Source organism: Mucilaginibacter sp., from assembly GCF_035492695.1.
Taxonomy (GTDB): domain Bacteria; phylum Bacteroidota; class Bacteroidia; order Sphingobacteriales; family Sphingobacteriaceae; genus Mucilaginibacter.
The window spans coordinates 1-21,391 of sequence record NZ_DATJJC010000015.1; the positions used below are offsets into that span (position 1 = coordinate 1).

Sequence of the window (21,391 nt, forward strand, 5' to 3'; positions counted from 1 at the left end):
GTAGTTTCGGAACGTTTACCGTTTACGGTAATACGTAGATAAATCGGCACCAGGCCGGCTTGATAGTTTTTTGGCTTTTTTAAATAAAAAAGCAAGCTGAAATTAGTTTTCATAATGTTTTAAGCATTAAAAAGTGAAACAAAATTAAGCTTGCAATCACATCTGTACAAGATGTTCAAAATTTGAACATATTGATTATCAAATAGATATGTCGTTTTGGTGAGTAAGGAACTTTTAAAACTTACTCACCGAATTACGCTCCTTTTTATTGCGAATTGGTGAATAATATAGCCATTTGACTAAAAAACAAAAGCCTGCAATCATTTGATTTGCAGGCTTTTAGTCTGTTTTAACATTGAACTTAGTGGAGCCGGAGGGATTCGAACCCTCGTCCAAACATGGTATAAGGTAAGCTTTCTACATGCTTAGCCCTGTTAGGTTGTCGGGAAGGGGAAGGTCAGTGGCTCACCTGTACCGTCTTCCTTAGGTGCTTTATCTTACCCGCTTATCGCACCGCCAGCGGGCCAGTTCCATTTTTCGATGCCCCGGTTGCCGGTCCAATGAAACGGAGAACCGGCGGGACAAAGGCTATGCTAATTCTAAATTAGGCAGCCAAGGCGTAGTTATTTTCGCCATTTGTAAGTTTGAGCGTTCAGATTATAGCGCTAATTCACCCAACGCGCTGCATGCTTACCTACTTATCTCCATCCTGTCAATTCCGGTCGACCCCATTATTGGAGTTGGCAGTTTTGAGTTGCCAGTTTGCAGTTAAGGTTACAAATTTACTTAAATAATGCCAACTACGCACTGAAAACCGCGAACTATTTACTGCTCACTGCTAACTGTGAACTGCCTACTGTTCTTCCCGGGTAAACTTTCAAGGCTTCGTCCAAACAAGCCATCGCTTTCTCCAGGTCTTCGTTATTCAATACGTAAGCCATACGCACTTCGTTTTGCCCTGCGCCGGGCGTACTGTAAAACCCGGTTGCCGGCGCCATCATTACGGTTTGATTATTATAGCTGAAATCCTCCAGCATCCATTGGCAAAACTTATCGGCGTTGTCTATCGGCAGTTGCGCCACCACATAGAAAGCGCCGCCCGGGTTAGGGCAAAAAACACCTTCCATTTTATTCAGCGCACTTACCAAAGTATCCCGGCGATGGGTATATTCCTTATTTACAGCTTCGAAATAACTGTCTGGAGTATCTACTGCAGCAGCGCCGGCAATTTGCTCTACCATACCCGGGCTAAGCCTTGCCTGGGCAAATTTCAGCCCGGCATTCCATATCTCCTTGTTTTTGGTTATCAGGCAGCCCAGCCGTGCACCGCAGGCGCTGTAACGCTTGCTTACCGTGTCCATCACTACCACATTCTGTTCCAGGCCATCCAGGTGCATCGGTGATATGAATGACCGCCCATCATAACAAAACTCGCGATATGCCTCGTCCGAGAATATATAAAGATCATGCTTCAGCGCCAGTTCCTTTAGCTCATCCAGCTCTTCTTTCGAATACAGGTAACCCGTCGGGTTATTCGGGTTGCAGATGATGATGGCTTTGGTCCGGTCCGTTATCAGCTTTTCAAATTCGCTGATAGGGGGGAGCGCAAACCCGTTTTCGATATAGGAAAGGATAGGTTTTACCACGATATCGCTCTGGCAGGCAAACCCGTTATAGTTGGCATAAAATGGTTCGGGAATGATCACCTCGTCACCCGGGTCTAGGCAAGTCATCATGGCTATGGTAATAGCTTCGGAACCGCCGGTGGTTACCAGGATGTTATCAGGCGTAATATTATAGCCCAGTTTATTGTAGTATTCGGTTAGTTTTTTACGATAAACCAAAGTGCCTTCCGAAGCCGTGTAGGCCCAAACCTTAAAGTCGATGTTTTTGATGGCATTCAGCATACCTTCAGGTGTCTCAATATCCGGCTGACCAATATTAAGATGGTACACTTTTTTACCGTCCAGCTTAGCCTTATCGGCAAACGGCGTTAGCTTACGTATAGGCGAGGCCGGCATGTGCAGCCCCTTTTTTGAAATTTTTGGCATGCTGCAAAATTAGTAAAGATATTTTGAAGTCTGCCTTTTTGCAGAAGGGTTAATCTAACAGTCAGCGTTTTAATTTCCACCGGTGATCTTCACCCCGTCTTGTATCGCATTTTCCAGCACATCGACGTTTATATCTTTTAAACTTTTGAACTTAATGCAATACCCTGTCACGCTGGCTTTGCCCAGTTCTTTTCCATAGGTTTGGGCTAAGTATGTTTTATCGGGGATACCAAGAACATAAACAGAGATGCCGGTTGTGTTGGCACTCAGCCCTATTTGGAAAAACTCCCTGGTTTTCCCATCAGCATATTTTATTGTGTATGAACCATAACCAGCATTAGGGTTGCTAACAACTTTGCCTTCGCTGTTTTTTCCATCTTCAAACCATAATTTACATCCGGGCAGCGCTTGCAATATGCGTTTGTGTAATGCCTGCATATCGATGCGCTTTGGCTCAGGCTGACTGTTAATATAGGTTTCGATTTGTTGTTGTGCATCCATATTGCATATTGATGTATAGGTTACTTATCGTGTCTTTTCGAATTTCGCTATATTTTTAATCATACCCTAACACTTTTTTGAGTTCGTCATTCAAAATCGGGCATCATCTGCAATTGATCAGCAACTGCTCAAAAATAAAAAGAGCCCCGGTTACCCGAAGCTCTGTAAATATTCTTTTCAAATACCATCTTTTCAGAATGGTTAGGTCCTCCAGCCCCTTAATTGGTGCCCGTACCTGTCGTCGCTTTCGCGATAACTTCGCCCACGATATTCAAATATTTTTCGGGCGTTTTCGCATTCGATTTTACGACAATGGTTTTATTGAACGGCATTGCTGCTGCAGCGTTGTAAGTGATCTTGATAACCCCTTTTTCACCGGGCTTTACCGGTGTCTTAGTGTAATCAGCTATCGTACAGCCACATGTTGGTCGCACTTCGGCTAAAATGAGCGGTGCGGTGCCAACATTGGTAAACACAAACTCGGTAGTAACAGGGGTGCCCTGCGGAATTTTACCAAAATCATGTTTTTCCTCGTTGAATTTAAATTCAGCCTTTTCATTATCTTGCGCCGAAGCGGTACCCGATGTAAGGGCGAAACCCATTACAACGGCACATAGTAATATTAATCTTTTCATATAGTTGTATTGATTATTACAAATATAAAAGGTTTAATGTAAATATAAAACTATTAGTTAAACGACGGGTTTTGTGTGCGGGGTATGACAAATACAAAATAGAATTTTATAATTTTGCCTTCTAATCCAAATATTATATGCCAGAAACTGCAATAAGCACTACCAGCAAATTCAATGCGGCTGAACTCAGTTTTGATGATTTTCAGAAGATCGTTATCAACGATTACCGCATAGGGTACGAAAGCCGTCAGGCCAGTTTACTGGGCAGGCGCGAAGTACTTACAGGTAAGGCGAAATTTGGCATTTTTGGCGATGGTAAAGAGGTTGCGCAACTGGCTATGGCTAAGGCATTTCGGCCGGGTGACTGGCGCGCGGGTTATTACCGCGACCAAACCTTTATGTTTGCTACGGGGATGAGTAACCTGAAGGAATTTTTTGCTCAGTTGTATGCGCATCCTGACATCGAAAAGGATCCTGCTTCGGCAGGGCGACAAATGAATTGCCACTATGCCACCCGCTATGTGAACGACGATGGCACCTGGGCAAACCAGGCTGGGACACTGAACTGCGCGGCTGACATTTCAACCACCGGCGGTCATATGCCCCGCTTGCTTGGTTTGGCTTATGCGTCAAAACTATACCGCCAAAATAAGGAACTGGAATACCTGAAACAGTTTTCTGTCAATGGTAACGAGGTTGCTTTTGGTACCATAGGCAACGGGGCGACCTCGGAGGGCCTGTTTTTTGAAACCTTTAATGCCGCCGGCGTATTGCAGGTACCTATGGCCATTTCCATTTGGGACGATGCTTATGCTATCTCCGTACCGGCCAGTTTGCAAACGACTAAGGAGGACATATCTGAAATATTAAAAGGTTTCCAGCGCGAGCAGGGTACTAACGGCTACGAGATATTTAAAGTGCGCGGATGGGATTATGTGGCCCTTTGCGAAACTTATGAGCGCGCTGTGGAGTTATGCCGGACCGAACATGTGCCGGTGTTGATCCACGTTACTGAAATGACTCAGCCCCAGGGACATTCCACGTCAGGGTCGCATGAACGTTATAAGTCAAAAGCGCGCCTGGGGTGGGAACATGAACACGATTGCCTGCTGCAAATGCGCAGGTGGATGATCGAATCGGCTATAACAACCGAAGAGGAAATGGCCGAACTGGAAGCCGCGGCAAAAAAATATGTTCGCGAATGCCAAAAGGAAGCCTGGAACGACTTGCTGGCTGAGGTAAATATTGAACTGAACCAGGTAGCCGGCCTGATACAGGAACTTGCAAATGAAAGCCTGGCAGGTGATGTGCTTAAAACAATAGTTTCCGAACTAAAATCAGTGGTCGACCCGGGGCGAAAAGATGTAATCGCTGCAGGGCGGAAAGCCTTGCGGCTGACCGTGAAAGAAAAGCTATACGCCAGGCAGGCTTTGATAAACTGGCTTAAACTGGAAGACGATCGGAACAACGAGCGTTTCAACTCAAAACTATTTACCGGCACGCTGCAATCGCCGCTGAATATTCCGGCAGTGCCTGCGCAATATGAAACTGATGCGAAGTCGATTGACGGACGTGAAGTGCTGAATGCTTGTTTCGACGCTAATTTCGAACGGGATAAAAGCATAGTAGCTTTTGGCGAGGATGTAGGCGCCATAGGCGATGTAAACCAGGGGTTCGCCGGGTTGCAAAGTAAGTACGGCGACCTGCGTATTTCAGATACCGGCATACGCGAAGCAACCATTATAGGGCAGGGCGTGGGCCTGGCAATGCGCGGTCTGCGGCCGATCGCCGAGATACAATACCTCGACTACCTTTTATATTCCATAACTGTTTTAAGTGATGACCTGGCAACCCTAAGCTACCGCACACGCGGCGGCCAAAAGGCGCCCGTTATAGTACGCACCCGCGGTCACAGGCTTGAAGGGATATGGCACTCTGGTTCGCCATTGGGTATGATACTGAACTCGATGCGTGGTATGCACATTTGTGTGCCACGAAACATGACACAGGCCGCCGGTTTGTATAATACGCTACTCCGCGGCGACGAGCCGGCTTTGGTGATCGAATCACTGAATGGCTACCGCCTGAAGGAAAAATTGCCGGCCAATGTCGGCGAGTTTACTGTTCCCCTCGGGCATGCTGAAGTATTGCGCGAAGGCGCCGATGTAACAGTGGTATCTTACGGCTCAACCCTCCGTATAGTGCAGGAAGCAGCCGATGAACTGGAAAGCATCGGTATTGACATCGAAGTGATCGACCCTCAAACATTATATCCTTTCGATAGCCAGAAGGTTTGCCTTACTTCGCTAAAGAAAACCAACAAGCTGCTGGTGGTGGATGAGGACGTGCCCGGTGGAGGCTCAGCTTACATTTTGCAAAAGATACTGGAACATCAGCAAGGCTATTATTCACTTGATGCCCAGCCACGCACACTCTCGGCCAAAGAGCACCGCCCGCCGTACGGCACCGACGGAGACTATTTTAGCAAACCATCTGCCGACGATATCGTGGAAGCAGTTTACGCTATTATGCACGAGGCGAACCCCGCGAAATATCCGGAGCTGTATTAATTATTGAATTAGTGATTTAACGAATTATTGATCTTTGTTTCAATAGGGCATTATTTTTCTAATTTCGCCATTCTTTTGAAACACCCTGTTCTTCTTCTCTATGGACAATATTTTCGCTATCATATCCAATATCATCACATCCCGCCGCAGCACCAAGCCGGCCGTGATGAATGGCAAAAAAGCCTCTGACGAACAGGTAAAGTCGTTGTTAGAGTTAGCCGACTGGGCGCCTACCCACGGATACACCGAACCGTGGCGTTTTACGGTTTATTCTAACCCGCCTGCGTTTTGCCACCAGCACGCTGAACTTTATAAGCAAAGCATTGAGCCGGAGAATTTTGCTGAAGGGGTTTACAACAACCTGTATACCCAGGGCGACAAAGCATCTCACATTATTATCGTTACCATGAAGCGCGGCGGTTTGCCCAAAATACCGGTTATTGAAGAAATGGAAGCAGCTGCATGTGCTGTGCAAAATATCCTGCTTGGCGCTACTGCCCTGGGTATGGCCTCGTTCTGGAGTACTGGCGGTATGGCGCTAAGGCCACCGATGAAAGATTTTCTTCATTTGGGCCAGGATGACCACGTAGTTGGGGTTATCTATCTCGGCTATACCGATCAGCATACAGAAGGCAGCAGGAACACGCCTCTTGACGAAAAAATCATTTGGTTCAAATAATTCCCCAACAAAAGCGTTTCTTTTTCGTACAAGCTATTAAACGGGCTAAAGTTAATATTAATGTAAATTAATTAACTAAAAGTTGAAATAATCTTAAATAAAGATTTTGTTTTCTTAGTTAATTTTTTACATTTGTGATAACTGTTGTTTATAACCTGATTAATTACAGCCGGTTAGCCGTTTTAATTGATTAAACGTAAAGCAAAGGAAAAGGAAAAGATGAAGAAACGTTTCTCGTGGGTGACCTGTATCTTGTTACTACTCTCAATTACTATTATTAGCTGGAAGGCTGAATCGATTACCAAACACCGCGACAGAACGCACCTGGTTAAGTTTCACAAAGGCAGATCGGCAAGGGAGCTGTTCTCACAATATGTTGAAGACATTTACAACACAGCAGAGTTACACCAGGCTGGTTTGGATTACAGCGTTTTTCAAAAAGCCATAACCGGCTATTTTAACCTCAAAGCTTCGGACGATGTGCCCCAAACCAGTACGGTGCTTACTATTGTCGACCTGGCAAAATCAAGCACTACCAAACGTATGTGGATAATCGACCTGTTGGATAAGGATCTTTTGTTGCATACCTGGGTTGCCCACGGTAATGGAAGCGGCGATGATATGCCACAATATTTCTCCAATCAGAACGACTCGCATGCCAGCAGCCTTGGTTTTTATATCACCAACGGCATTTACAATGGCAAACACGGCCAGTCGCTTAAACTGGATGGCATGGATGCTGGTTTTAATGATAACGCCCGTTCGCGAGGCATTGTAGTTCACGGCGCAAAGTATGTTTCGGAAGGTACCATCAACGCGCTTGGCCGTTTGGGCAGGAGCGAAGGCTGCCCCGCAGTATCCAGCAAACTCATCAAAAAAGTTATAGCCAATATAAAAGGTAAAACGGTGTTTTTCATCAACGGCAACGACGACTCGTATAACTCAAAGTACCTGGATGAAACGGCTGCGGCCAGGTATGTTTACCCGGGAATAGACGGTAACCAGGCAGAGAACGCGAGTTTGTAATCCGATAGTGAATGGTGAATAGTCAATATTGAGCGGTTATCAATTAATTCACCATTCACTACTAACCATTCACCATCTTCACATATTCCCGTAAAGAAATTTCTTCATGTGGTCGTACAGCACAATATCCTGCCCATACACATCGCGCCTGAATTGAAGTTTGCCATCCTGGTCGGCCCAGCAGGTTACGTAGGTAATATAAACCGGCACCTTTGGCCTTAATCCAATATCCTGCGGGGTAGGGTCATCCTCCTGCATATCTTTGGCTATCAGGTTATAGCGTGTAGTATCGCGAAACAGGCTGTGCGCCAGGTCGAGTGGTTTTTCCAGCCGGACACAGCCGTGGCTTACGGCTCTCATCGAATAATGGAAAGCGTCTTTAGCGGGGGTGTCGTGCAGGTAAACACTGCTGCGGTTATCAAACAGGAATTTGATCTTTCCCAGGGAGTTTTGCTCACCCGGCTGCTGCTTAAACTCGTACTCATCCTTTCTCGGGTCAACTTTTGACCAGTCGATGGTTTCAGGATCTTTTACAAGCTTATCGTTATGGTACACATTGATCCCTTTATTGCTTAGATAATAAGGGTCGTCGGCGGCCTGCACGATGATTTCTTTGGTTGCTATGCTGCGCGGGATGTTCCAAACAGGGTTCACTTCAACGCTATGTATAACGCTGTATAGTAAAGGCGTTTCGTGCGGAAAGGGTTTATCCTCTTTGCAGGTATCGTTATAGTTTTCGAGCGAATTAAGGTATTGTTTGTTGCGCCCCTCGCCAACGCAAACCTTCATACCCAAAACCGATTTTCCGCTGTCCATCACATCTAAATGAAAGTCGGGAATATTCACATAAACGTAACGGCTCTCCGCTGGTTTGTTCTTCCAGCGCAGGCGCTCCATGTTTACCAGCAATATACGGCGGGTTTCTTCTTTACTCATTTTGTTTGCCACGAAACCATCCAGGTAGGCTTTCTGCAGTGCCACGTACTCAGGGCTCTTTGGCTGTATGCTGTCCAGGTAAGCGTGCATATCTTCGATATGAAAAACCCTGCCCATGGAAAGGCTGTCCGGCCTGGCTGTTTTGATAAAATAGCGCGAATAGAGTTTTTTAGGGTTCATAACGCCAAACTGCAGGTCGCCGGAGTAATTGATAAGCGAGTTTGCCAGCGCTATTTCCAGCTTTGCCATAGCATAATACGCTTCGCGGGTGGTTTTTATCGAACTTTTCGCCGCTTTGAAGCGGCTAACCATCGCCGTAAGATGATCGGGCTTAAATAGTTTTGGATCGAGGCCGTGTTCGTTCACCTTCCTGTAGTAGTTCACCATTGTTTCCACATCGCCGTTCCACAGGTGGTTCAGCACGAAGACCGGTTCATACCCATTGGATGCATAATATTGGCTCATAAAGTCGGGGTTCGACATTTTTGAGCGGTTTACAACCAACACTTTTTTAAATACTGCCGCAAACTCCTCAGGGTTAGCATCTTTAAACGCCGGGTTATGGGTGTGCTTATACAGCGCTTGCCCCATTTCGCTGCGTTTCTTTTTACAACTGTTGATAGTGACTATCAAAAAACCGGACAGCAATGCCAATGCGAAGAATAAGGTTTTGGGGGATCGGCCCGGTATTGTCATATATAATATTCTCTCTTTAAGCTTTTGTTGTTCGTTATTAACCATTACAATATAACAATTTTACGGTAATTTTGATGGCAGCAAGTGAACATTTAAGCGGCGCGAATTTAGTTATATTGAATTTGCGCGGAAAGTTTTACCTGTTATTTTTTTATTAAGACATCAGCAACTATTGGAAACAGAAAAGAAACCCGAAGTTTGGTTACGTGGCCCAGTACCGGGTATCCCGGCATTATTGCAGCCCGTTGCCCACACATTGCTGCAATCCCGCGAGGAAGTTAATGCGATGATGGTGGATTTTCCAGAAGTGTTCCTTTGGATAAAACCGTCGGGTATGGCGTGCCCTGCTTTTCATTTGCAGCATCTTGCCGGTGTGCTTGACCGGCTTTTTACCTATGCACGCGGCGAGGCGCTGACCGACGAACAGCGTGGCGACCTGATAACCGAGGGCAAGGAAGCCGCCAATAACCTGGATATGGAGGGGTTGCTCGACCGCTTTAACAAACAGGTTGATAAAGCATTGGCACAACTCGCCGGTACGGACGAGAGCACGCTGACCGAAGTACGCGGAGTAGGGCGTATGCAGATACCGTCCACGGTTATCGGCCTGCTTACACACGCTGCCGAACACACCATGCGGCACACCGGCCAGCTTTTAGTTACAGTTAGAGTTTTGCAAAACTAAAATATTCGTTATCTTAGTTTTATAAACCTGTAATCCTTTGAAAAAGCATCTGTATTTATACAGTTATGTGTTGTCGTACCTGGTGGTGTTTTCGCTCCTTTGTGTGCATATCCGCGCCTTTGCCCAGGCAACGCCTTCACAATCACGATTGGTTACACTGACGGCGCATTCGGATAGCGTCGCCAAAATATCACAAGCCGAAAAGCTCTACCTGCAAACCGATAAGCCGGATTACGTTACAGGGGATACACTCTGGTTCAAAGCTTATATATTCAATGCACCTACTTTTTTACTGTCGGCCCAAAGCGGCATCCTGCATATCGACATCGCCGCCGACAGCAACCGGGTTGTGAAGCAATATATTTTCGCTGTTGGCAGCGGCCTTGGGTGGGGCGATATACCTTTAAACGAAAAAGACTATAAAGCCGGGGACTATACCCTGCGGGCCTACACCAACTGGATGCGTAATTTTTCGGAAGATGTATTTTTTTATCAGCATTTCAGGGTAGCCGGCATCGGTGAAAATAACTGGCTGATCAACAGTAAAATAAGCGTGAATACAACCGCTCACGTACGGGCCCAGCTGCAATTAACAGATGTAAACAAAAACCCTGTCGCCGATTCGTTGCTTCAGTTGAAGATCATTGCGGGTAAAAAGACGCTTTATAAACAAGTCTTAAAAACGGATAACACCGGGCTGCTCGATGTGAATTTTCTGTTGCCGGATAAGGCGGTAAACCCGCAAATACAGATCGAAAACCCGGGTAAAACGCATAAAGCCTTTGTCCCCGTCACAACCGGGGCGACGGGCAACATCGACCTGCAATTTATGCCGGAAAGCGGAAGCCTTATCGCCGGACTGAATACGAAAGTTGCTTTTAAGGGGGTAGGTGAAGACGGAAGAGAAAAAGATGTGACAGGTATGATAGTAGACAAGACGGGTAAACAGGTTGCCTCCTTTGCCTCAACCCATAACGGAATGGGTAGTTTCGAAATGCTTCCAAAGGATGGGGAGACCTATACGGCCCGAATTACCCAGTCACCGGGATTAACAAAAGATTATGCCTTGCCTGTAGTAACATCTTCGGGAACTTCCCTGCACCTTGAAAACCCGATGGACAGTGATTCGATTGAAGTAGCGATTTCTGCAACCGGCGACCTTGCCCGGTCCGGCAATCAATATTTTTTAATAGCGAAAGCAAGGGGAGTAGTATGCTATGCAGCAGCTTTCAATTTCGAAAAGGGAACGATTATAAGGCACCGCATATCCAAAAATTTGTTTCCGTCGGGCATCACGCACTTTATCCTCACTAAATCCGAAGGACAGCCGCTGAACGAGCGGCTTGTTTTTATCGACCATCACGACGGTCTGCACATAGAGATAGAACCGGGACAGGAAACCTATGCACCCAAAGACAGCATCGCCCTGCATCTTAAGATCACTAACACACTTGGCCAACCCGTTTCCGGGAATTTCTCAATGGCAGTAACCGACAACGCCCAGGTAAAAGCAGACACCTCGAACAACATCCTTACCCGGATGCTGCTGACTTCCGATCTGAAGGGATATGTGGAAAATGCGAATTGGTACTTTAAAAATGATACATCGAATTGGGAAGCGCTCGATAACCTGCTGCTTACGCAGGGTTGGGTAAGTTATGAGCCGGTTAACACAGCAATGCCTTTCGCGGCAGAAAAAGAATATACCATAAGCGGGAAAGTAAAGAACGTTCTTGGCGCGGCGCTGAAGAAATCCCCTGTGGTATTGCTTTCTAAATCGCCCGCCATAGTGATGGACACGGTGACAGATAACCAGGGCCGGTTTTTATTTAACAAATTCCCCCGGGTCGATACAGCTATTTTTATCCTACAGGCCCGTACCAGGCACGGTAAAAGTTTTAATGTGAATATTGATATGGATGAGTTTGTGCCGCCTGTTTTTGCCGCGCCAAAAACACCATTGCTAATACCCTGGTATGTGAATGCCGATACCACATGGTTAACGCGGTTTAAGAATACCATCCAAATGCGGCAGCAGGAGTTTAACCCGGGTGGCGGTAAAATGCTGAAGGAAGTAAAGATCGTCGCCAAAAAAACAGTAAAAGGTTCACAAAACCTCAATGGCTCTGGTAATGCTGATATTGTGGTGGATGAAAAAGAACTGGAAGCTGCGGGTAAGAAAACCTGGCTTCAATTGTGCGAAGAAAAAATACCGGGTTTTTATGGAGTTATTGTTCTTGACAAGAATTATAGTCCTGTTTGGGTTTACCGGGTAAATTATAAGAATGTTGTCCTTGTTGTTAACGGCGTAATGTTATCACGTGTTTTGCCGCCGGGTTACCGGATTAAAGACTTCCTGAATGTCCATAATGCTGAAGATATTAAAGGTATTGAAGTAAACGCATCGCCCAAATACGTCGGAAATTATATGAGGAGATTTTATCCTTCTGATATTATAGATCCTGATATGCTGGCCTTTGTCGAGATCACTACGCGGTCGGGCGACTTTAAAATGGAATTCACCCCCGGAACTTACTTGTGTAAGCCACTTGCCCTAAGCTGGCCCAGGCAATTTTATAAGCCGAAATACAAGTTGAACGATACATCACGCATGGCCGATCTGCGGTCAACTATAGACTGGGAGCCTAATATCCACACTGATACCCAAGGTGAAGCAACCGTTACTTTTTACGCTGGGACCGAGCCACGTACCTATACCATTATTGCCGAGGGAACGGATATGAACGGTAATATAGGTACGGTGAGGCGAAAATTGACTATTGTAAAGCGGGAAGCTAGTGCCAAATCAAAATAAGCTAAGCACGTTCAGCGCATCTTTTAAATTGTTGGAACGATGGGTAGATGCTTCCCCGTGATATCTGCCCGTTGGGTCAAATAAAAAAGTATCGATACCCAAACTTAAAGCTGCTTTGATCTCCGAGTCCGGGTCGTCGCCAATGATCAGCAGGTCCTGCGGTGTGTAACCATATTTCTCCATGATTCCGGCAAACACGTCCTTTTTGGTTTTATTGCTCACATCCGGGTCCACGACGACAATCTCCGTGAAATCATTTTCGATCCCCAATTGCCGCACCTTGCTGTATTGTAATTTCAGATACCCGGTTGTTACCAGGTATTTGTCGAACGATATTTTCCTCAGGTGATGATAGTCGTCAAATGGCCGCATCGGTTCGTTGTAGGTCATGTTACGCAGCACTCCGGTCATTTCATTACGAATATCCTCATCCAAACCATATTTATCGGCGATGTACTGGAATGGCCGGCGGGTCATTTCTTCTTTAATTTTGCTTACAGCATCGTTATCGGTTTGATTGATGGAGTGCGCGTTTTGGTCGAGCACGGCAAACAGGCCGTTAAACAAGTTACCCGCGATAGAGTTCACCGGGTAAATGGTATTGTCAAGATCAAATATGACAGCTTTTTTCATCAGAATACAGTTTCTTCAAGGGGTACGAGCTTGTTTTTGAAATTTGTACGGTAAAGCAATATACATCCGGCAGAAGCGCACAGGCATATTCCGCCGGTTATCCACCAAAGTAAATCAAAGCTCACGAATGATATCGCCAGACCGCCTATTATGGGAGCCATTATCTGGGCTATCGACCAGGCGGTTGTGTATAAGGCCGCATAGCTTCCGCGGTTACCCGATGTGGTGCGCATGATCCAGAACGTATTCATGAACGGCATGGCTAACATTTCGCCAATGGTTATAAAAAACAATACGATGAGCGCCGAATATTTTGCTGAAGGTAAAAAATTCTGCAACACAAAAGCCAGGCCTACAAATAACACGCCTACGCAAATATAATTCAGCGGGTGCCTTTTATTTTCGAGACTATGAACGATGACCATTTCAAACATCACGATAAGTAAACCATTGATGCCCATTAATAAACCGATGTATGATTCATTAAAATGCCATTGCGTTTTGTAAAACAAAGGCTGCATGGTAAATATCTGAAAAAAACAAGTCGCAAATAAAATAACCAGGACTATAAATGCGATGTAAATACGATCCTTATGTGCGGGATCACTTACGGTATTGAAAGTATTTTTTATCGTTTTGGCTATTGTAGATGCCGGGATCAGCTTCAATAAAAGTAATGCGGCTAAAATATTGGTAAAGCCGTCCACCCAAAACAATATATGATAATTGATACCCGCCAAAAGACCGCCTATCATGCCGCCGAATATCCAGCCCAGGTTAACAGCGAGGCGGTTGAGCGAATTGGAGCGAGTTTTATTCTCGGGAGTACTGTAATGCACTATTGCCGCTGAATTAGCCGGCCGGAACGACTCGTTACACATACTCAGGATGAACGAACAAATTGCAACTGAAAGGAACGTGTTTTGAAACCCCAGTAAAATAAATAACACGCCTCCCGAAAGCAACGCAAATATCTGGACATAGTAGAACCCCCGCTTATCTGTAATTTTGCCGCCGATCAAAGCCCCCAATATTGATCCGCCACCGAAAAAACCCATGATGTAACCGGCTTGCGGAAGGGTAAAATGAAGCACTTTATGGCAATAGATCGTCATAAAAGGTACCACCATAGTGCCGCTGCGATTGATCAGCATCACCAGGCACAGGTACCAGCTATTACGTGAAAGGCCGCTGTATGCTTTTTTGTATAATTGGATTGGCGAGGAAAGCATCTGTCAAATATATTGAATGATGTGCAGATGCGGGGATATGCCAATGTGCAGATCAGAAAATGATATTAGATTTACCAAGTTCCCAAAACTTTGCAAATCTGACCTGCCCGAACCTTTAACCTTTATCCTTTTACCTCAACAAAGGAATTCCTATTCCGCAGCCAATGATCTGCAATAACCAGGGCAGCCATCGCTTCTACAATTGGAACTGCGCGGGGTACCACACATGGGTCGTGGCGACCTTTGCCTGAAATTTCGGCTTCGTTGCCCTGGCTGTCGACCGTGGGCTGGCTTTGCATAATGGTTGCCACGGGTTTAAATGCTACCCTGAATTCGATAGGCATGCCATTGCTGATACCGCCCTGTATGCCACCCGAAAAATTGGTGCGGGTCATGATCTCGTTGTTACTGTTTTTGACGAACAGGTCGTTATGTTCCGAACCATTCATCTCGCTGCCTTCGAAACCTGAGCCGTATTCAAAACCATGTACCGCGTTAATGCTTAGCATGGCTTTACCAAGATCGGCATGCAGCTTATCGAAAACCGGTTCGCCAAGCCCCACGGGACAGTTTTTAATAAAGCAGGTTACCTTGCCGCCAACGGTGTCGCCGCTTTTCCTGACAGCATCGATATGGGCTATCATTTCTTCGGCTGTCGCCGGATCGGCGCAACGGACAATGTTCTTTTCGCGCTCATCAATAAACTCCTGCGCGTTATTGATCTCGATATTCGGCGCATTAATGCGCCCAACGCTGCTTACATGGGCTACGATGTCGATCCCTTGTGTTTTCAAGAGTAGCTTGGCAATTGCACCTGCAGCCACACGGGCCGCAGTTTCCCTTGCTGATGACCGCCCGCCACCACGATGGTCGCGGATGCCATATTTGGTCAGGTAGGTATAATCAGCATGGGATGGACGAAACACATCTACATTATGCGAATAGTCTTTGGAACGCTGATCCTCATTGGGTATCAGCATAGCTATCGGCGTGCCGGTTGTCTTTCCTTCAAACACGCCTGAAAGGATCTGCACCGTGTCGCTTTCCTTACGCTGCGTGGTGATTTTAGACTGACCCGGGCGACGTTTATCCAATTCGGATTGAATGTATTCCAGGTCGACAGGTAGCTGCGCCGGACAGCCGTCGATGATGACGCCAATGGCTTCGCCGTGTGATTCGCCGAAAGTGGTTATCCTGAATAATTGCCCGAATGAGTTGCCTGCCATTGTATTTTAGATGTGCAAATATGCGTATGTGCAAATGTGCAGATAAATAGTTTATTAATTAAGCGCGTCGGCTGTCATGCCGAGGCTCTCGAAGCATGTTGGTGAGGCCTTTGCGCTCATACTTCGAGAGCCTCAGTATGACATCCCTTATTTATTTTGTTGTAATACCTCAAATCCCATTATTTGTAAATCTTCCCAAAACGCCGGATATGATTTCTCTACTACCATGTAATCTTCCACCTCAACTTCCGGCACTACCAGGGCCAGCGGCGCAAATGCCATAGCCATGCGGTGATCGTCGTAAGTGTCGATCTGTATTTTAGCAGGGGTGTGCCTTTCGCTGCAATCCAGCTTATACGCCTGGCCTTTTTCGATGAGTTTTACACCTATTTTCGCCAATTCATTTTGCAATGCAGCTATGCGATCGGTTTCCTTGATCTTCAAAGTTTCCAGTCCGGTAAAAGTCGCGTCATGCCCTAAAGCTGCGCACACAACAATAACGGTTTGAGCCAGGTCGGGGCATGATTTCATGTCGAATATCTTGCGGCTTAACGGCTTGTTTTCCTTTTTTAAATGAACACCACCATCCTTAAACTGCGACGTGATACCAAAGTTCGCCATAATCTCGGTGATCACACTGTCGCCCTGCAAACTGTAAGCGGTTAACCCGGGTAGAAAAAGCTCAGCTTCATCAGCCAAAGCAGCTATCGCATACCAGTAGGATGCAGCGCTCCAGTCGGGTTCAACATAAAGTGTTGTTTCCTTAAAATCCTGCTTCGCGATATGTATGCTGTTCCCATCCCATTGATGCTGTATACCCGCCTGCTGCAACATGGCCAGGGTCATTTCGACATAGGGCCTCGAAGTTAGTTCACCTTCAATTTGCAAAGTCAGGCCCAAGGGTAATTGCGAAGCGATGAGTAACAGCGCTGTAATATATTGGCTGCTGATATCACCTTTGATGCTGATCGTGCCTGTTTTCTGCTCAAAACCACCCTTAATGCGGAGAGGAGGGAAACCATCATTTTCGGCATATCCAATATCAGCTCCGATCTCTCGCAACGCGTTCACCAAAATACCGATTGGCCTTTGCTTCATCCGTTCGCTGCCGGTGAGTATCACTTCTTCATCCTGCAAGGTGAAGTATGCCGTCAGGAAACGCATAGCAGTTCCCGCGGGACCTATGTTTACAAGTCTTAAGTCTTGAGTCTTGAGTCCCGAGTTTTCATGCTGACTTAAGACTTTAGACTTTGGACTCAGGACTTCCAACAGAGTCACGGTATCCGCCGCATCCGAAATATTCTCCACCTTCACTTTGCCGCCGCTTAAAGCTTCAATAACGAGCGCACGGTTGCACTCGCTTTTAGAGCCTGTAAGCTGGATAGTGCCGTTAACAGACTTACCTTTTTTAGTAAGGATGATGTTTTGCTTCATCGGTATTATGCGTGCGTCAGTTTTTCCTGCGGCTGACCCTGTTGACCCTTGTTCATGATCTCGGTTTGTTTGCGGATAGATTCGCTGTGGATCAGTTCCAGTAATTTTTCAGCAAATTCGGGGCTCAGGTTCAGCGCTTTTGCATAAGCAATGCGTTTGTTCAGTATCTCGTCCCAGCGGTTAACCTGTAAAATGGTAATATCATTTTCTTTTTTGTAGTTACCTATCTTCTCCACAATTTTCATACGCTCGGCCATTTTTTGGAATACCACATCGTCTAACTTGTCTATCTGGCTGCGCAATTCTGCCAGTGCATCCTTTACCGCACCCTGCAGTTCAGGCTTACGTAAGGTCAACCGGTCAATGATCTCAACCAGTGCAGCAGGGGTAACCTGTTGTTTGGCATCGGTCCAGGCAACGCTTGGGTCTATGTGCGACTCGATCATTAATCCCTGCATATCAAGGTCTAAGGCTTTTTGAGCAACGTAGCCCAACAGTTCGCGGTTACCGCAAATGTGGCTCGGGTCGCATATGATCGGCAGGTTTGGCGCGTGTGTTTTCAGGTTGATGGCAAGGTCCCACATCGGTTCGTTACGGAAAGCCGATTTTTCATGCGATGAAAACCCGCGGTGTATGGCAACAAGCTTGGTGATACCGGCACCGTTGATACGCTCCAAAGCACCTATCCAAAGCGACAGGTCAGGATTTACGGGGTTTTTTACCATTACAGGCACATCAACACCCTTCAAAGCGTCAGCAATTTCCTGTACGGTAAAAGGGTTAACTGTAGAACGGGCGCCTACCCAAAGGATATCGACGCCTGCTTTCAGGGCTTCTTCAACGTGTTTTGCGTTAGCAACTTCAACGGCAGTTGGCAGGCCGGTTTCTTCTTTAGCGCGTTTCAACCATTCCAGGCCAATACTGCCAATACCCTCAAACTCACCCGGGCGGGTACGGGGCTTCCAGATACCTGCACGCAGGGCGGTTACGCGGCCTGTTTGCGCCAGTAAATGCGCGGTAGCTACCAATTGTTCTTCTGTTTCAGCACTGCAGGGACCTGCTATCAGCAGCGGCTCAGATTTCGCTTGTATCCACGATTCAAGCGGCTGTATGTTTAGTTCAAGTTTCATATCGTTTTGTTAGTCCGGAAGTCGGAAAGTCCGCAAGTCCGGAAGTTGTTTTTTCTGTGTGTAGTTAATTTACCTGTTAATTATCTTCCGGACTTTCCGGCTTATGCGGACTTCCGGACTTATTTTACTATCTTCTTAACATTAATGTATTTCCGTGTGATCTTTTCCTGCGCGCGAAACTTTTGCTCGCGTTCGTTCTGCACATATTCATCTTCGTGGCGCTGGTATTCGCCCAGGATATTAAAGTTGTGGGTATATTTCAGTACCTGTCGGATGGCGGCATCGTACTGTTTCGTATTGTCCCACTCTATATCTACATAAAAATTATACTCGTTACGCTTACCCAAAACCGGCATCGACTGTATCTTGCTCATGTTGATGCTTTGTTCGGCGAATATCTGCAGCACTTTGGCTAGCGCACCTACCTGGTTGCTTACCTGGAAACACAATGAAGCTTTATCAATATCCTTTTTTTCTACATTTTCGTGGTGCGTCAGTATCAGGAAACGGGTAAAATTCTTTTTGTTCGATTCGATACGGCGCTCCATGATATCCAGTCCGTAAAGTTTGGCGGCCAGTGTATTGGCTATCGCGACAGTATCCGTCAATTCTTCCTCCCTGATGCGTTTTGCGCAGGCGGCGGTGTCGCTGCTTTCCACCACTTTCAGGTGCGGGTATTCGTCAAAAAAATCGATGCACTGGCGTATGGCTATGGGGTGAGAGGTTACATATTTCACATCCTCAAACTTAACGCCCGGCAAAGCCAATAAGTGCAATTGGATAGGCAGGTACACTTCGCCCACAACCGGGAAGTTATAGCTCATCATCAGCGAGTAGTTGGGTAGTATGCTACCGGCAATGCTATTCTCGATAGCCATTACCACATAATCTGCTTCCTTGTTTTGCAGCGCTTCGAAAGTTTGTTTGAACGACGAGCACTCAATAGTTTGAATATCCTCGCCGAAGTGAATAAAAGCGGCTTCCTCGTGGAACGAGGCCCGAATGCCCTGAATGGCTACTCTTGGTTTTTTATCCTTCATAAACCCTTTTATGCAAAAAGTCCCGGTTTTTGGCCGGGACTTTTTAGTTTTTTCTTATATGTTCTTTACGCATATTAGTCCCGGCTCTTACTGTTAAAGTAAAAGTAGTAACCATAAAAATATGCGCTGTTAAACTTCATCGTTTTGTTCTATGCTGTAAATGTACACGAAAAAAATGTTCTGTCAATAGAAAATTTTATTTTTTTGAAAAAATGAGGGTTGAACAGAATAATATTTGCCGAATCGCACCATCGGATGTGTCCTCACAGCCGGTTAGCGGATTGCCTGTGAGGACACAGGCAACGGATAATATCAACCCTTAGCCAATTTAAATATCGTAAACAAATGATGTGCCTCGTGCAGCAGGAAAAACTCCGTCCATTCGGTAATGGTGAGCGTGCCGTATTTGGGATGGGTGCCTTGCAGCAGCAGGTCGTCATCGGGCAGGTTGGTTATAAGTTCCAGTATCTGCCTGCGGTTGCCTATTAGCTTCCGGTTCAGTTCGATCAATGGTAATTCACGCGCCTGTAGAAAATCGGGCTCGTCATCGGCGCGGTAAGCGTTGAATGCCGGCGTACCGCCTTTCAGCATCTGGTGAACACGGCCTATAAATACGTGCTGATAGATTACTAAATGCGCAATATTGTCCTTAATGCTCCATTTGCCTGGTTCGGGCTGATGGTTCAGCCGCTTCTCATCAAGATGATTAACGATCTCGGACAATGCGAGGTGCTGTGATTTGAGCCGGCAAATAAGTGATGAATAAAGCATGGTTACAAGGATGAATAATAGGCTAAACCTGCGTAAAGTTCCTCTTCTGTACACACATTATCAATACGGCATTGTCCTATTTTGTCTAATAACGAGCAATTGATCTTCCCGTTTTGGTTCTTCTTGTCCTTCAGCATTATATTAAACAGACTTTCGTAGCACGATTCGTCTATTTCATACCGCGGATATAAACCGCTGATGATCTCTGCTATCTCATCCAGTTCTTCTTCTTTCAGCCCGGTTTTCATAACGGATAGTTTCGACTCGCATATCATACCGATAGCTATAGCCTCGCCGTGGGTAAGCGGGTTAGGATCGTTCATCAGCGAATAGGTCTCGACAGCGTGACCGATAGTATGGCCGAAATTGAGGCTTTTACGGATGCCTTTTTCGTGCGGGTCCTCTATCACCACTTTATTCTTGATCGCTACCGAATGATGAACTAATTCGGCAGACGGGTTTTGCAGGTCGCTGTACTTCAATTTGTTCCAGTATCCCGCATCAGCTATCAGGCCATGTTTTAACATCTCGGCCAGGCCGGAAAGTACCTGTCGGGCTGGCAACGTATTCAGGAATGAATGCTCAATAAATACCGCTTTTGGCTGGGTGAAAGTACCAATGATATTTTTAATATTTTCCAGGTCGATGCCTGTTTTGCCGCCTACCGAAGCATCAACCTGCGATAGCAGGGTAGTAGGTACATGCACAAAGTCGATACCGCGTTTATAGGTTGAAGCCGCAAAACCGCCAAGGTCGCTGATAACGCCGCCACCCAGGTTTATCATTAAACTTTGCCTGTCTGCGCCAAAGTCGATCAGCATTTTCCATACACCAACGCAAAAATCAATATTCTTGCTTTCCTCGCCAGCGTTGATCTCGATAATGTCGAAATTATCCATTTTCCCGATACGCTGCTGTACAATGGGTAGGCAATGTTTGCCGGTATTCTCGTCGGTCAGGATAAAGAAACGTGAATAATTACCTTGCCGGATAAAATTCTCCAGTTCGGTTAGCGGTTCGTTAAAATATATAGGGTAGCTTATGCTTTGTAGCGTATTCATCATTATATAGCTTTGATCTTTTGCCCGCGGAATTCAACCAGGTCGCCTTTTCTCACTTTAAGGCGCTTGCGGTAATCCACTTCGCCATTATACTTTACTTCGCCCTCGTCAACTACAATTTGCGCCTCGCCGCCGGTTTGTACCAGGTTGGCCGCTTTTAGCAACTGTATCATAGGTATAAAGTCACCTTCTATTTTGAACTCGATCATCGGTCGGCAAAAATAAACTATTCAAAGGATAATGAGTTATTTGCTTTGCATTTTCTAATTT

Annotated in this window: 19 protein-coding genes and 1 other RNA gene; 5 read left to right on the forward strand and 15 right to left on the reverse strand. The window is 46.1% G+C overall.

Annotation, left to right across the window (positions count from 1 at the left end):
- The 5 genes from VL525_RS09815 to VL525_RS09835 all read right to left on the reverse strand — a co-directional run.
- Positions 1-113: hypothetical protein (locus tag VL525_RS09815; RefSeq protein ID WP_325386321.1), on the reverse strand; the 113-nt coding region annotated here is incomplete at its 3' end.
- A 249-nt stretch (positions 114-362) separates the two neighbouring features.
- Positions 363-730: a transfer-messenger RNA gene (gene ssrA, locus VL525_RS09820) on the reverse strand.
- A gap of 91 nt (positions 731-821) precedes the next feature.
- Positions 822-2,051, reverse strand: a complete 1,230-nt coding sequence (locus tag VL525_RS09825) for a pyridoxal phosphate-dependent aminotransferase (RefSeq protein WP_325385916.1) — start codon at positions 2,049-2,051, stop codon at positions 822-824.
- Between the two features lie 69 nt (positions 2,052-2,120).
- Positions 2,121-2,552: a DUF1801 domain-containing protein gene (locus tag VL525_RS09830; protein ID WP_325385918.1), complete on the reverse strand. Its 432-nt coding sequence runs from the start codon at positions 2,550-2,552 to the stop codon at positions 2,121-2,123.
- Between the two features lie 218 nt (positions 2,553-2,770).
- Entirely contained in the window at positions 2,771-3,187 is a 417-nt protein-coding gene (locus tag VL525_RS09835; protein WP_325385920.1) for a DUF1573 domain-containing protein, read from the reverse strand.
- A gap of 137 nt (positions 3,188-3,324) precedes the next feature.
- On the opposite strand from VL525_RS09835, the gene VL525_RS09840 reads away from it, so the two are divergent.
- The 3 genes from VL525_RS09840 to VL525_RS09850 all read left to right on the forward strand — a co-directional run bounded on the left by VL525_RS09840 (position 3,325) and on the right by VL525_RS09850 (position 7,462).
- Positions 3,325-5,757: an alpha-ketoacid dehydrogenase subunit alpha/beta gene (locus tag VL525_RS09840; protein ID WP_325385922.1), complete on the forward strand. Its 2,433-nt coding sequence runs from the start codon at positions 3,325-3,327 to the stop codon at positions 5,755-5,757.
- A gap of 100 nt (positions 5,758-5,857) precedes the next feature.
- On the forward strand, positions 5,858-6,436 hold the full coding sequence (locus VL525_RS09845; RefSeq protein WP_325385924.1) for a nitroreductase: 579 nt from the start codon (positions 5,858-5,860) through the stop codon (positions 6,434-6,436).
- Positions 6,437-6,622: 186 nt separating this feature from the next.
- Positions 6,623-7,462 carry a murein L,D-transpeptidase catalytic domain family protein gene (locus VL525_RS09850; RefSeq protein WP_325385926.1) on the forward strand — a complete coding sequence of 280 codons (840 nt, stop codon included), beginning with the start codon at positions 6,623-6,625 and terminating at the stop codon, positions 7,460-7,462.
- Positions 7,463-7,540: 78 nt separating this feature from the next.
- On the opposite strand, the gene VL525_RS09855 is transcribed toward VL525_RS09850, so the two are convergent.
- Positions 7,541-9,139 (reverse strand): L,D-transpeptidase family protein, encoded by a 1,599-nt coding sequence (locus VL525_RS09855; protein WP_325385928.1) that lies wholly within the window; start codon positions 9,137-9,139, stop codon positions 7,541-7,543.
- 127 nt (positions 9,140-9,266) lie between these two features.
- On the opposite strand from VL525_RS09855, the gene VL525_RS09860 reads away from it, so the two are divergent.
- Positions 9,267-9,779, forward strand: coding sequence for a DinB family protein (locus VL525_RS09860; RefSeq protein WP_325385930.1), 513 nt, complete (start codon positions 9,267-9,269; stop codon positions 9,777-9,779).
- A 37-nt stretch (positions 9,780-9,816) separates the two neighbouring features.
- Entirely contained in the window at positions 9,817-12,594 is a 2,778-nt protein-coding gene (locus VL525_RS09865; protein WP_325385932.1) for a hypothetical protein, read from the forward strand.
- Here VL525_RS09865 and VL525_RS09870 read toward each other — a convergent pair.
- The 9 genes from VL525_RS09870 to VL525_RS09910 all read right to left on the reverse strand — a co-directional run bounded on the left by VL525_RS09870 (position 12,586) and on the right by VL525_RS09910 (position 21,330).
- The gene (locus VL525_RS09870) at positions 12,586-13,227 is read right to left on the reverse strand and encodes an HAD family hydrolase (protein WP_325385934.1); all 642 of its coding nucleotides are present in this window, start codon (positions 13,225-13,227) and stop codon (positions 12,586-12,588) included. The genes VL525_RS09865 and VL525_RS09870 overlap by 9 nt on opposite strands.
- On the reverse strand, positions 13,227-14,459 hold the full coding sequence (locus tag VL525_RS09875; RefSeq protein WP_325385936.1) for an MFS transporter: 1,233 nt from the start codon (positions 14,457-14,459) through the stop codon (positions 13,227-13,229). The genes VL525_RS09870 and VL525_RS09875 overlap by 1 nt, the downstream gene beginning before the upstream one ends.
- A gap of 122 nt (positions 14,460-14,581) precedes the next feature.
- Positions 14,582-15,685: a chorismate synthase gene (gene aroC / locus VL525_RS09880; RefSeq protein WP_325385938.1), complete on the reverse strand. Its 1,104-nt coding sequence runs from the start codon at positions 15,683-15,685 to the stop codon at positions 14,582-14,584.
- Between the two features lie 147 nt (positions 15,686-15,832).
- The gene (aroA, locus tag VL525_RS09885) at positions 15,833-17,119 is read right to left on the reverse strand and encodes a 3-phosphoshikimate 1-carboxyvinyltransferase (RefSeq protein ID WP_325385940.1); all 1,287 of its coding nucleotides are present in this window, start codon (positions 17,117-17,119) and stop codon (positions 15,833-15,835) included.
- Between the two features lie 5 nt (positions 17,120-17,124).
- Positions 17,125-18,249 (reverse strand): chorismate mutase, encoded by a 1,125-nt coding sequence (locus VL525_RS09890; RefSeq protein ID WP_325385942.1) that lies wholly within the window; start codon positions 18,247-18,249, stop codon positions 17,125-17,127.
- Positions 18,250-18,368: 119 nt separating this feature from the next.
- The gene (locus VL525_RS09895; RefSeq protein WP_325385944.1) at positions 18,369-19,289 is read right to left on the reverse strand and encodes a prephenate dehydratase; all 921 of its coding nucleotides are present in this window, start codon (positions 19,287-19,289) and stop codon (positions 18,369-18,371) included.
- A gap of 312 nt (positions 19,290-19,601) precedes the next feature.
- Positions 19,602-20,060 carry a DinB family protein gene (locus tag VL525_RS09900; RefSeq protein WP_325385946.1) on the reverse strand — a complete coding sequence of 153 codons (459 nt, stop codon included), beginning with the start codon at positions 20,058-20,060 and terminating at the stop codon, positions 19,602-19,604.
- Positions 20,061-20,062: 2 nt separating this feature from the next.
- Positions 20,063-21,124, reverse strand: a complete 1,062-nt coding sequence (aroB, locus tag VL525_RS09905) for a 3-dehydroquinate synthase (RefSeq protein WP_325385948.1) — start codon at positions 21,122-21,124, stop codon at positions 20,063-20,065.
- Positions 21,124-21,330: an RNA-binding S4 domain-containing protein gene (locus VL525_RS09910; protein ID WP_325385950.1), complete on the reverse strand. Its 207-nt coding sequence runs from the start codon at positions 21,328-21,330 to the stop codon at positions 21,124-21,126. Before VL525_RS09910 ends, aroB begins: the two co-directional genes overlap by 1 nt.
- Between the last annotated feature and the right edge of the window lie 61 nt (positions 21,331-21,391).